This is a genomic window from Psychrobacillus sp. PGGUH221, from assembly GCF_042055255.1.
GTDB lineage: Bacteria > Bacillota > Bacilli > Bacillales_A > Planococcaceae > Psychrobacillus.
Genome location: NZ_JAQMHQ010000006.1, coordinates 125,293 through 137,407, shown reverse-complemented (window position 1 = coordinate 137,407; position 12,115 = coordinate 125,293). Strand labels below are relative to the sequence as shown.

At 34.7% G+C, this 12,115-nt stretch carries 10 protein-coding genes; 9 read left to right on the top strand and 1 reads right to left on the bottom strand.

Features of this window, described 5'->3' with window-relative positions:
- Positions 1–20: 20 nt before the first annotated feature.
- The 8 genes from dxs (at position 21) to PGC35_RS11560 (ending at position 9,561) form a co-directional block, all read left to right on the top strand.
- Positions 21–1,916: a 1-deoxy-D-xylulose-5-phosphate synthase gene (gene dxs / locus PGC35_RS11595; RefSeq protein ID WP_056832104.1), complete on the top strand. Its 1,896-nt coding sequence runs from the start codon at positions 21–23 to the stop codon at positions 1,914–1,916.
- On the top strand, positions 1,913–2,728 hold the full coding sequence (locus tag PGC35_RS11590) for a TlyA family RNA methyltransferase (RefSeq protein WP_375219299.1): 816 nt from the start codon (positions 1,913–1,915) through the stop codon (positions 2,726–2,728). The genes dxs and PGC35_RS11590 overlap by 4 nt, the downstream gene beginning before the upstream one ends.
- Positions 2,729–2,831: 103 nt before the next feature.
- Positions 2,832–3,281 carry a transcriptional regulator AhrC/ArgR gene (gene ahrC, locus PGC35_RS11585; RefSeq protein WP_375219298.1) on the top strand — a complete coding sequence of 150 codons (450 nt, stop codon included), beginning with the start codon at positions 2,832–2,834 and terminating at the stop codon, positions 3,279–3,281.
- 79 nt (positions 3,282–3,360) lie between these two features.
- Positions 3,361–5,064, top strand: a complete 1,704-nt coding sequence (gene recN / locus PGC35_RS11580) for a DNA repair protein RecN (protein WP_375219297.1) — start codon at positions 3,361–3,363, stop codon at positions 5,062–5,064.
- Between the two features lie 94 nt (positions 5,065–5,158).
- Complete coding sequence (locus PGC35_RS11575; protein WP_375219296.1) at positions 5,159–6,121, top strand: SpoIVB peptidase S55 domain-containing protein; 963 nt, start codon at positions 5,159–5,161, stop codon at positions 6,119–6,121.
- Between the two features lie 228 nt (positions 6,122–6,349).
- Positions 6,350–7,141, top strand: a complete 792-nt coding sequence (spo0A, locus tag PGC35_RS11570; protein WP_053588923.1) for a sporulation transcription factor Spo0A — start codon at positions 6,350–6,352, stop codon at positions 7,139–7,141.
- A 136-nt stretch (positions 7,142–7,277) separates the two neighbouring features.
- On the top strand, positions 7,278–8,849 hold the full coding sequence (locus PGC35_RS11565) for a flagellar assembly protein A (RefSeq protein WP_375219295.1): 1,572 nt from the start codon (positions 7,278–7,280) through the stop codon (positions 8,847–8,849).
- Complete coding sequence (locus PGC35_RS11560) at positions 8,842–9,561, top strand: glycerophosphodiester phosphodiesterase (RefSeq protein ID WP_375219294.1); 720 nt, start codon at positions 8,842–8,844, stop codon at positions 9,559–9,561. The genes PGC35_RS11565 and PGC35_RS11560 overlap by 8 nt, the downstream gene beginning before the upstream one ends.
- Before the next feature lie 29 nt (positions 9,562–9,590).
- Here PGC35_RS11560 and PGC35_RS11555 read toward each other — a convergent pair whose 3' ends face one another.
- On the bottom strand, positions 9,591–9,833 hold the full coding sequence (locus PGC35_RS11555; protein ID WP_053588926.1) for a DUF2627 domain-containing protein: 243 nt from the start codon (positions 9,831–9,833) through the stop codon (positions 9,591–9,593).
- Between the two features lie 194 nt (positions 9,834–10,027).
- On the opposite strand from PGC35_RS11555, the gene PGC35_RS11550 reads away from it, so the two are divergent.
- On the top strand, positions 10,028–12,049 hold the full coding sequence (locus PGC35_RS11550; RefSeq protein ID WP_053588927.1) for a sigma-54-dependent Fis family transcriptional regulator: 2,022 nt from the start codon (positions 10,028–10,030) through the stop codon (positions 12,047–12,049).
- Positions 12,050–12,115 lie beyond the last annotated feature (66 nt).

Below are 12,115 nucleotides of genomic sequence, written 5' to 3'. Positions count from 1 at the left end.
AAAGAAGGTGTGTGATGGCAATGGATTTAACTTCAATTTCTAGCCCATCCTTTTTGAAAAGTTTAAATAACGAACAATTAAAGGAATTAAGTGAAGACATCCGATCGTTTTTAATAGAAAAGTTATCTGTAACAGGTGGACATATCGGCCCAAATCTTGGAGTAGTAGAGCTCACCATTGCACTTCATCGTGCATTTAACAGTCCGGTTGATAAACTATTGTGGGATGTAGGACATCAAGCGTATGTGCACAAAATTTTAACTGGCAGAGCAGATCAGTTTGATACACTACGCCAATTTAAAGGATTGTGTGGATTTCCAAAGCGTATAGAAAGCGAACATGACGTGTGGGAAGCAGGTCATAGTTCTACGTCTCTTTCTGCTGCAATGGGAATGGCAAAGTCCCGTGATTTACAAAAAAAATCTAATTTCGTTATTCCGATTATTGGGGACGGAGCACTTACTGGTGGCATGGCTCTTGAAGCGCTAAACCACATTGGGCATGAAAAAACAGATATGATTGTTATTTTAAATGATAATGAAATGTCTATAGCTCCAAACGTTGGGGCGCTTCATAATATACTTGGAAAATTACGCACCCATGGTACGTATAACAGAGCTAAAGATGATTTAGAATATTTATTAAAGAAAATACCTGCAGTAGGTGGAAAGCTAGCAGGAACAGCAGAACGTGTAAAAGATAGTTTAAAATATTTACTTGTATCTGGTGTCTTTTTTGAAGAACTAGGATTTACGTATCTAGGTCCAATAGACGGGCATAACTTTGAAGCATTAGAAGAAAATCTTAAAAATGCCAAAAAGATGAAAGGCCCTGTCCTTCTTCATGTGATAACGAAAAAAGGTAAAGGCTACAAACCAGCTGAAAATGATAAGATAGGAACTTGGCATGGAACTGGTCCATATAAAATGGAAACAGGTGACCTTATCAAATCCTCATCAAAAGCACCATCTTGGAGTGGTTTAATCGCTGAGACCGCACGTAAATTGGCAAGGGATGATAAGCGTATCGTTGCTATTACACCTGCGATGCCAGTAGGATCTAAACTCGAGGGATTTGCTTCGGAATTTCCTGATCGTATGATTGATGTAGGTATTGCAGAACAACATGCAACTACAATGGCTGCGGGTCTTGCAGTAGACGGTATGAAACCGTTCTTAGTCATTTACTCCACGTTTCTACAACGTGCTTACGATCAAGTACTGCACGATATTTGTCGCCAAAACTTAAATGTGGTCATTGGTATTGATCGGGCAGGATTAGTCGGTGCAGATGGAGAGACCCATCAAGGTGTATTTGATATTCCATTTTTACGTCATATGCCTAATATGGTATTAATGATGCCAAAAGACGAAAATGAAGGGCAGCATATGGTTAAAACTGCATTTGAATATGCAGATGGACCAATAGCGCTTCGATATCCTCGAGGAAATGGACTAGGAGTACCAATGGATGAGGATTTAAAGTCTATTCCTATAGGTACTTGGGAAGTATTGAAAGAAGGCACTCAAGCTTCGATTTTAACTTTTGGTACAACAATTCCAATGGCGCTTCAAGCTGCAGAACGACTTGAACAAGCAAATATTTCAGTAGAAGTGATCAATGCTCGTTTCATTAAGCCTTTAGATGAAGAGATGCTTCGTTCTTTACAACAACGTAATATACCAATTATTACTGTAGAAGAAAGCATGCTCGAAGGTGGTTTCGGAAGTGCAGTTCTTGAATTCTTCAATGACAACAATTTACAAGCAAATGTTAATCGTATTGGTATTCCAGATATGTTTATCGAACACGGTGACGTCAATCAATTATTAGAAGAAATTAATATCACGAGTGATGATATAGTTGAATTAGTAGAAAAATCAGTCGCGTCAAATAACAGGTATATATCATCATGACGAAGTCTTCAAAAGAACGAGTAGATATATTATTAGTTGAACAAGGCTTATTTGAAACTCGAGAAAAAGCAAAGCGCGCCATAATGGCCGGGCAAATTTATCTTAAAGAAGAACGTATAGATAAGCCAGGCGAAAAAATAGATGTTAACTCTATTTTATCTGTGAAGGGTCAAGTATTGAAATATGTCAGTAGAGGCGGTCTGAAGCTTGAGAAGGCATTAGAACAATTTGAACTGATAATTCAAGACAAAATCATGTTAGATATTGGCTCTTCTACAGGTGGTTTTACTGATTGTGGATTACAAAATGGTGTTAAACATGCATATGCACTTGATGTTGGTAGTAACCAACTTGCATGGAAAATTCGTCAAGATTCACGAGTTACTGTAATGGAAAAGACAAATTTCCGGTATTCAACGCCTGCTGATTTTCATGAAGGGTTACCTTCATTTGCATCGATCGATGTTTCTTTTATCTCTCTTAAACTAATCTTTCCTACTTTAAAAACTATTCTTGTTCCAAATGGTGATGTTATTGCGTTAGTCAAGCCTCAGTTTGAAGCTGGAAAAGATCGAGTTGGTAAAAAAGGGGTCGTTCGTGACAAATCAGTTCATATTGATGTGTTGAACGATATTGCAGATTTTGCAGAAAGTCAGCATTACCAACTTAAAGACGCTTCCTATTCTCCTATAACCGGTGGAGAAGGAAATATTGAATTCCTGTTTCATTTAGTAAATGTTAATGAAGGCGAAGTAATTCCTCATCAAATAGATTTTAAACAGCTAGTGAACGAAGCGCATTCTCTATTATAGGTAAGCGCGACTCATAATTAGAGTCGCGTTTTTTCTTGTGCCTTTTGGAATGAAATGCTAATGTATTAATTAACCGGTATAATTATACGAAGAGGTGAAAGAAATGAATAAAGGACAAAGACATATTAGAATACGCGATATTATTGCTAATAATGAAATAGAAACGCAAGATGATTTAGTCGATTCTTTGAAGAATGCTGGATACAATGTCACACAAGCAACTGTCTCAAGAGATATTAAAGAATTGCATTTAGTGAAAGTACCTCTACCTAATGGAAGTTATAAGTACAGTTTACCAGCTGATCAAAGATTCAATCCTACTCAAAAATTACGTCGTGCATTAACGGATGCATTTGTCAGTATTGATGGAGCAAGTCATTTTTTAGTAATGAAAACGTTACCAGGTAATGCACATGCTATCGGATCTTTGATCGATTATTTGGATTGGTCTGAAATATTAGGTACAATTTGTGGGGATGACACGTGTTTAATCTTATGTAGACAAGAATCGGAGTCCGAAGAAGTAAAAAACCGATTACTTGAAATGCTATAATATAATGTCTTTAGCGTAGCTCGTATTTTTTAATATGAGGGAGTTTCCTAAAGTTAATTTTATAATGAGGTGAAAGCTAGTGTTAAAAGAATTGTCGATTAAAAATTTTGCAATTATAGACGAATTAACAGTTAGCTTTGAAGAAGGACTTACAGTGTTAACTGGAGAGACAGGTGCAGGAAAATCGATAATAATTGATGCTGTACATTTGTTGTGTGGTGGAAGAGGTTCGCAAGAATTTATAAGACATGGAACAAAGAAAGCAGAATTAGAAGGGTTATTCATAATCACGAATCCTAAACATGTAGTTTTTAACAAAATGGCGGATGTAGGTATAGATTTAGATGAAGAAACCATCATTTTAAGAAGAGATATTAATGACTCAGGAAAAAGTGTATGTCGAATAAACGGTAAATTAGTAACCATTGGTATATTACGTGAGATTGGAGCCTCTCTCATTGATATACATGGTCAGCACGAGAGCCAAGAATTAATGGATGAAAAAGCACATATTTATTTACTAGACCAGTTTGCAGGGGAAAAAATAAGACTTGTAAAAGAGTCATATAAAGAACTTTTTACAAAATATAAAAAGTTGAAAAAAGATTTAGCGACTTTAACTGAGAATGAACAGCAAATCGCTCATAAAATAGACCTGTTTACATTTCAAGTAGATGAAATAAATGATGCCAATTTAATTGTTGGGGAAGAGGAACAACTTCAAGAAGAAAAAAAGAAGCTCCAAAATTTTCATAAGGTATTTGACAAAATGAGTAGCGCTTATGAAGCGATACTATCCGAATCTAAAGGGTTAGATTATATCGGAACTGCAATGGCAGACTTACAGGATATTTCCGATATTGATAAAAAGATGCTCGAGTTAAGTGAAAATGTATCATCCGCATTTTACATTTTACAAGATGCTGCATACCAATTAAAAAGTGAATTAGACGAAATGGAGTACGACAGCAATCAACTTCAAATTGTAGAAGACCGACTAGCATTTATTCAATCCTTAAAAAGGAAGTATGGCCAATCGATTGAAGATATTTTAGAATATAAAAATAAAATATCAAATAGTCTCGAGCAGTTAGTCAACAGAGATGAGCAAATTCAAAAAACTGCAGAAAAGATAAAACAAATAGAAAAAGATTTAGAATTAGAAGCTAAAGATTTAACGGATAAACGAAAAATAGCTGCAAAACAACTAAGTAAAGCTATTATGGAACAATTAAAAGAACTCTATATGGAAAAAGCGACTTTTTCTGTTATGTTTCATGAGCATGCCAATACAACATATAACGAAAATGGTATAGACGATTTATCATTTTATATATCAACAAATGTAGGTGAACCTCTTAAAGCGTTAACTAAAATCGCATCTGGTGGAGAATTATCGAGGATGATGCTTGCATTAAAAAGCATTTTTTCCAAGCATCAAGGTATAACGTCCATTATATTTGATGAGGTAGATACTGGGGTAAGTGGACGAGTAGCCCAAGCAATTGCAGAAAAGATTGCAGGAATTGCAACAGATTCACAAGTATTATGCATTTCGCATTTACCACAAGTTGCAGCAATGGCCGATCAGCATTTAATGATAAAAAAGATTGTTTCAAAAAACAGAACATACACGAATCTGGAAGAAGTAGTTGATGATCAGCGAGCGGAGGAATTAAGTCGCATGATGTCAGGAGCTGAAATTACAAGCACTACATTGCAGCATTCAAAAGAACTGCTGAAATTGGCAAAAGAAAGAAAAAAATTGTTAAGACATGCGTGAAGACCTTGCGAATAGAGGTCTTCTTTTTTTATCAATTATTTACCTCACATAGACTTTATTCAACAGGATATAGTATTTGTATAGGAGGTGAAATATGAAGCCAAGCTATCGTATATGGTCGCTAATTACAATACTTTTCTTTACTTTATTCTTTGCAGTCAACTCCACTTTTGCACAAAATACTACTTCCTCAGTTGTCCCATTAGGACAATCCATTCAAATTGACCTACAGTACGGAGCTGTGGTACTTGGCAATGATGTCTTACTAACCGATGATTATTGGTTGCGAACAGGTGACGCAATTAAACAGGTCAATTCCGAAAATGTTCGAACGATGGAAGACGTTAAAACCCATATAAAAGAGAAAGAACAAATCACTATTCATTATGAGCGAAATAAAAAAATGTATACAAAAGAAATCACTTCTGACCAAATACTGAAACTTCTTCCATTTTTGAAAGATGCTACAGAAGGAATCGGTACATTAACGTATTTTGATTTGGAAACGAATGAATTTGGTGCCTTAGGACATCAAATTGTGGATCATCCATCCGGTTTAACACCTAGTTTTTCGGAAGGATCGATATACTTGTCTTCCATACTTCAAATAAAGAAAAGTATTCCAGGCAAGCCAGGATACAAAATTACCTCACATCAAAATAACACTTCTCCCATCGGAGGAGTAAATGAAAACAATGTGTACGGTATTTTTGGAAAACTTGAAAAAAATGCGATTGAAAATATTCCGATGCAAGAAGTAGAAGTAGCTGACAAGGAAGCAATAACGACAGGTAAAGCAATTATGCGAACTTCAATCGATGGCGAAAAAGTACAGGACTTTTCAATAGAAATTACAACTGTTGAGGACTATCTTTTTCAGTTTACAGTAATTGATAAAACGCTCATAGAAAAAACAGGAGGAATTCTCCAAGGCATGAGTGGAAGTCCTATTATACAGCAAGATAAGCTAATCGGTGTTGTCACGCATATGTATGTAGATAAACCAAAAAACGGTGCAGCTTTGTCCATAAAAGAAATGATGAAAAAAAATCCATGATAAAAATGTAAAAGGCTACACCGTAATTAGGTGTAGCCTTTTTTGATGACAACATATACAATGAAATAAAGAAAATTCGACAAAAGGGTAGAAACCATTACCATATTGTCGTAATTCAAAGAAATCGTATTAGTAAAGACTTATTTTTAACAAAAATAAAGGAAGAAGTCAAAAAAGAGCGAATACATACTATCTAAGTGAAAAATTACAAAAGGTGGATGAGGCAAAATGGAAAAAATAAAAATTGTAATAGTGGATGACAACAAAGATTTAATTCGGACAATGGATTCATATTTTGACAAACATTCGGAAATAGAAGTAGTTGGTACAGCTGTCAATGGGAAACTTTGTTTAGAATTACTCGAAACAGTTGAACCTGACGTACTACTATTAGATATAATAATGCCTCATTTAGATGGTATTGCTGTATTGGATAGTTTGCAAAAAAATGACAAAATCAATAATCTTCAAGTCATTATGTTAACTGCCTTTGGTCAAGAGGATGTAATGAAACAAGCAGCTGAACTTGGAGCATCTTATTTTATGCTAAAGCCTTTTGAATTTGACCGTTTAGTTACACAGATCAAACAAGTGGCTGGTAGAAAAGAAAGCATACAAGAAGTACCAGCAAAAGCAAATCCAGAAAGAGAAGCAATGCAAAATAAACGAGTTATTGACAACATCATCACAAATGTTATAAAAGAAATTGGTGTTCCTGCACATATAAAAGGTTATTCATATTTAAGAGAGGCAATTCAAATGGTATACACGGATATTGAGTTACTTGGTTCTATTACAAAAGTTCTTTATCCAGAAATCGCGAAAAAGTTCCAAACAACGCCATCTCGTGTAGAAAGAGCGATTCGTCATGCCATCGAAGTAGCATGGAACCGCGGAAATTACGAAACTATTTCTAAAATGTTTGGTTATACGGTACATCATCTGAAAAGCAAGCCAACTAATAGCGAATTCATCGCAATGATTGCAGACAAGATTCGTATGGAGAATATGGCTAGCTGAAATTCATAAATTAACTGAAAAGTTATACATTACAAAGTATCTTCCTTTGCTATAATAAATGAAGATACTTTTTATATTGTTGCCCTTATATTTTGAAAAGTGAGTATAATAGTAAGAGGAAGGATGTGAAGCATTTATGATAATAGAAGAAACGGATGAAATTATTCTTTCAGAAGAAAATGGAAGGGTTTTCATTGAAATTAAAAATAATAGTTTTAATTTGAAAAAGTTTGATCAAATGACTCGTAAATATGCTCGATTAAGAATTTCAAATTTTATGGCCTTAAAAAAAGCAGTTGATAAAAAGTCACTCGAACAGATAGAAATTGGTAGTTGGATTGATAGTGTTGAACTGGAAATAAGTCCTGATAAAATGCAAGCATTGGTAACAATTTATGAATCCCAAAGTTATATTCAAGAGCATACACAAGAAATTCAAACGATAATTCGTAAACTTCTAGCTGATCATCAAATTATTTATGGACAAGTACCAATTGATTTTCAAAAAGTTATGACAGGAAAACCTTACATAGTTGCAACAGGCTTGCACCCCAAAAAAGGTGCTGATGCGCAAATAACATACTTACAACAGGCAGAAAAGAAACCTGAAATAAAGGAAGACGGAAAAGCAGATTACTTTGATATGAACTTTTTAGTCGAAATAAAAGAAGGATCATGGCTAGGAGAAAAAATTCCACCACGTAAAGGTATAGATGGTATAAATATATTTGGACAAGAAATAGCTGCGAGTATGGGTGAAGATCTACCATTAAAATACGATCCGCAAACTGCATATGAAGTCGAAGAAGTTGGGAAGACCGTTTTGCGTTCCAAAACAAATGGAGTAATTGGAGAAGTAAATGGAGCACTCACCGTTCAGAAGCATCTAGTTATTGATGGAGATGTCGGTTTAGAAACCGGAAACTTAAAATTTGATGGTTCGATTCAGGTGAAAGGAACTGTGATGCCGGGTTATTCGATTGTCGCTTCCGGAGATATTTCTATTGAAGCAAAAGATGGGGTAAATGCCGCAGAGCTTATTAAGTCTACTGAAGGTGATGTCTTTATCAAAGGTGGTATTTTTGGAAAAGATGTCACGAAAGTAGAGGCTTTTAGAAATATATTCATCAAACATGCAAATGAATGTTCTTTAGAAGCAAAGGAAAACGTTCATATTGGACTTTATAGTTTAGGTTCCACTGTTTTCGGGAATGAAATTATTTTAGACGAGAGAAAAGGCAAAATTATTGGTGGAAAAGCAATTGCTATTAATTCCATCACTACTGCATACTCAGGAAACAATTTAGAAAGAAAAACGGAACTTATTGTGCAAGGGATAGATCGAAAAATATTAACAGAAAATGCAAAGATAAAAGCAGAAGAGTTAATGAAGCTACAAAATGAGTCCACAAAATTAAATGCTACCGTTAGTCAGCTACAACAATTTAAAGATACAATGTCTAAAGAGCAAATTGCTGTCTATGAACAGACAAAACAAAAGTACAATGTGTTGCAAGCAAATATGAAGGATTTGGATATAGAGATTCAGCGTATATTGAAGATGCTTCGTCAAACAACTGACTATTTTATTAATATTACAAAAGAAGCAAGTCCAGGTACTATTATTCAAATTAGCAATAAGTCATCGTTATTAACAAAATCAACAAAAGGTAAATTTAAGCTTGAAAATGGGGAATTAAATGTATAACATACCGGTTTATGCGCATAGAGGTGTTTCCAATAAATCAGTAGAAAATTCTTTGAATGCTTTTAAAAAAGCTGTAGATGTTCGTGTAGATGGCATTGAGTTAGATTTGCAATTATCTGCTGACGGCGTTGCATTTGTTACGCATGATATCGATTTTTTCCGTTTAGCTGGCAATAAACGAAGAATTACGGACATGCTTGCAGAAGAGGTTTTACAACTGAAACTAGGAAGTAGTTTTTTTCGAAAGTTTTTCGGAAGTAGAGTCTTAACGTTTGATCAATTCCTACAATTTATCATTCCGACAGGCATGAAGCTAAATATTGAATTGAAAGAATCCTTTCTAGGAAAAAGTGAAAAGATTCGTGAAGTTGTCGAAAAGAGCATGGCAGTAAATGATGTTCATTTTTCATCTTTTGAATTTAGTATTTTAGAAACGATACACGCTATGAATTTAGATGTGCAAACTGCTTTTATTGGGAAAAAAAATTCTGATTGGGATTATGTCCTTTCTATAAAAAAGTTCAATGCAATTCATTTGAATAAAAAGTTTTATGGAACTAAGTTGATGAACACCATTTGGAATGCAGGTTATCCTATGCGGTTTTACAATATAAAAGGAAATGAAAAATACTTACAAAATCCACATGAATGTGTTATTGGTTGGATTACTGACTATCCAGAAAAAGTATTAAACATACAAAAAAGACGATGATTTGTTTAATCATCGTCTTTTTTGTATTGCTAGTCCTTCTTCTTCTCAAAGCGAGGAGCTACTTTTCCATTTTTTCGATCTCTGTTCAACAAAAAGCCTGCGAAGAAACCAAGACCTAAAACAGTAAAAACTATTCCGCAAATAAATTGAAACCATAAAGCACCAAAAGGGAGAATATGTATTCCGAAAAAGGTATCTCTCATTAATTTAATCCCAAATGCAGCTAAAATTCCAGGAATCAATAATACGATCAAAGCAGCTAAACGAGCCAACATTATCACTCCTGTATCTTATAAGCTTCATGCGCCGTCCAAAATTTAAAGTCGCCTTAAGACAGACGCCTTCCGCATTTCTACTTATAATTTAATATTACATGTGAGAAAATTATTGTCAACTCATGGAACTTACGTTATGATTATGAAGAAGTGCAATTACTTGCAGAGTTTAAATGGGGGTGTGCATATTTTTGCAAAACATATTAATCGTTGGAGCAGGTAAAGGCGGATATGCACTTTTGAAGTTATTTGAAGAGGCAGACTACCTTCAAGTGAAAGCAGTAGTTGATATTGACGAAAATGCTCTAGGCATGCAATATGCAAAAAAACAGCAAATTCCTACATATACCGATTGGAAGGATCTTATAAAAGGTGATATCCAAATAATTATTGACGTCACTGGAAAAAAAGAAGTTTTTTTAGAACTTCTAGCAGATAGACCGGCAACGGCAGTTTTAATTCCAGGTGAAATTGCAAATTTAATCGTCACATTATTAGAAGAGAAAAATAAATTTATTCAAATTTTAGATAACAAAAATACAATACAAGAACTAATTTTTAATTCAGTTGAAGAAGGTATGATTGGTATTGATGAAAATGGCATCGTGAACTTTTTTAATAAAAGCGCCTCAAAAATGACTAATGTCTCTATAGAGGATGCCATAGGAGAGCATATTTATAATGTTATTTCTCAAAGTGAGTTACCAAGAGTATTCGATACAGGACAGACTGAGTTAAATAAAGAACTAATTCTTGAAAGCGGTACCAAAATAGTCACCTCAAGATATCCGATGATTAATGAGGAAGGACAAAAGATTGGTGCATTTGCTGTTTTTAAAGATATAACAGAAGTTGTCCAACTTGCAGAAGAAATCACCAATTTAACAGAAATACAAACGATGTTGGAAGCAATTATCCAGTCTAGCGATGATGCTATTTCCGTAGTAGATGAGGATGGAAAAGGGATACTTATTAATCCTGCATATTCGCGGATTACTGGATTGAAGGAAGAAGAAGTAATAGGGAAACCTGCGACAGCGGATATTTCTGAAGGAGAGAGTATACATTTAAAAGTTCTCCAAACACGCAAGCCTATTCGAGGAGTTAATATAAGAGTAGGTAAGGAGAAAAAAGATGTTATTGTGAACGTTGCTCCAATTGTTGTCAATGACCGACTTAAAGGTAGTGTAGGTGTTATACACGATATGACCGAAATGAGATCTCTCATGAAAGAGCTCGATCAAGCACGTACACTCATTCGAAACTTGGAGTTTAGCTTTTCATTTGAAGATATTGTCGGTAAATCTGAAATCATTCAATTTGCAGTCAATCAAGCAAAGCTTGCTGCAAGTGTTCCGGTAACCGTGCTTTTAAGGGGAGAAGTCGGTTCGGGTAAAGAATTGTTCGCACATGCAATTCATAGTGCCAGTAATAGAAAATTTAAGCAATTCATCCGAGTAAATTGTAGCTCTCAGGAAGAACACTTATTAGAGCGTGAATTATTTGGTTATGATGATGGTGAAGTTAGCTATCCTGGCCTTTTTGACGAAGCAAATATGGGTACCATTTTCTTAGACGAAGTCGGTGAGTTAACTATTAGAACACAAGCGAAGTTACTCCGTGTACTTAGAGAAAATGCAATTGTAAGAGTAGGTGGTACCACACCTATTCCAGTCGATGTCCGAATAATAGCAGCGAGTTATTTTAATCTGGAAAAGTTAATGCGTGAAAGTACATTTCGAGAGGACTTTTATTTTCAGTTAAGCCGCATGCCGATCCATGTGCCATCTTTAAGAGAGAGAAAACAAGACCTACCAGATATTGCGGATCATTTACTTGTGAAATTAAATAAGGAATTCGGTCGAAATATCGAAGGATTTACAAAATCCGCAATGGAAAGCTTGTTGTTATATGATTGGCCAGGAAATATACGTGAGCTTGAAAATGTTATTAGTCGAGCAATGATTTTTCTGGAAGCGCAAGATCGAATAATAGAAGAACATCATTTACCTAAATCGATATTGTCTATTTCAGATGACGCACAAGATGAAGTACAGATAGGTACACTTGCAGAGCAAATGGATGTTATGGAGAAAAAAGTACTACTTAATGCTCTCCGAGTTTGTGGAGGAAATAAATCTCAAACTGCAAAAAAGCTGAATATTTCATTGCGTACTTTATATTACAAATTAGAAAAATATAATTTAGATTAATGACATGGGGATGTAAAATCAAAGGAATGTCCATTGATATTTTTTCAAAGGGGTTTCAAACATAAA

Bases quoted from the DNA above. Each gene is read 5' to 3' on its own strand.
- dxs (WP_056832104.1), top strand. From the start codon at position 21: ATGGATTTAACTTCAATTTCTAGCCCATCCTTTTTGAAAAGTTTAAAT.
- PGC35_RS11575 (WP_375219296.1), top strand. From the start codon at position 5,159: ATGAAGCCAAGCTATCGTATATGGTCGCTAATTACAATACTTTTCTTT.
- PGC35_RS11565 (WP_375219295.1), top strand. From the start codon at position 7,278: ATGATAATAGAAGAAACGGATGAAATTATTCTTTCAGAAGAAAATGGA.
- spo0A (WP_053588923.1), top strand. From the start codon at position 6,350: ATGGAAAAAATAAAAATTGTAATAGTGGATGACAACAAAGATTTAATT.
- PGC35_RS11560 (WP_375219294.1), top strand. From the start codon at position 8,842: ATGTATAACATACCGGTTTATGCGCATAGAGGTGTTTCCAATAAATCA.
- ahrC (WP_375219298.1), top strand. From the start codon at position 2,832: ATGAATAAAGGACAAAGACATATTAGAATACGCGATATTATTGCTAAT.
- PGC35_RS11590 (WP_375219299.1), top strand. From the start codon at position 1,913: ATGACGAAGTCTTCAAAAGAACGAGTAGATATATTATTAGTTGAACAA.